Consider the following 376-nt stretch of genomic DNA (forward strand, 5'->3'; position numbering starts at 1 on the left):
ATCGATGGTGGCTTTGGTTACCTAGATACTAAGCAACTAGCGAATGCAGAACTTAACCAAGCCGCGTTGTCTGGTCTAACTAAGACACTGAGCCATGAATGGTCAAACGTGTTCTGCCGTGCATTGGATGCTGACGCTTCTATTGATGCTCGTCACCTAGCTGAAGCTATCACAGGCGAACTGTTCGATATCGATACCAACACGGTTGAAATCGGCCTTAGCCATGCGGAAAACGGTGAATCTGGTCGTGCAACACTGATTGCGACAACACCAGGCGCTGCACAAACTAAAAACACAGGCGCTCAACTCACCAAGAGCGACAAAGTTCTCGTAACTGGTGGCGCTAAAGGCGTGACGTTTGAATGTGCACTGACGC

1 protein-coding gene is annotated in these 376 nt (G+C 49.5%); it reads left to right on the forward strand.

Annotation, left to right across the window (positions count from 1 at the left end; genetic code table 11):
- The coding region (locus AB4496_RS26490; protein WP_372132877.1) for a hypothetical protein at positions 1-376 on the forward strand (376 nt) is incomplete at both ends.

The organism is Vibrio sp. 10N.222.46.A1 (genome assembly GCF_041473595.1).
GTDB classification, from domain to species: domain Bacteria; phylum Pseudomonadota; class Gammaproteobacteria; order Enterobacterales; family Vibrionaceae; genus Vibrio; species Vibrio tasmaniensis_A.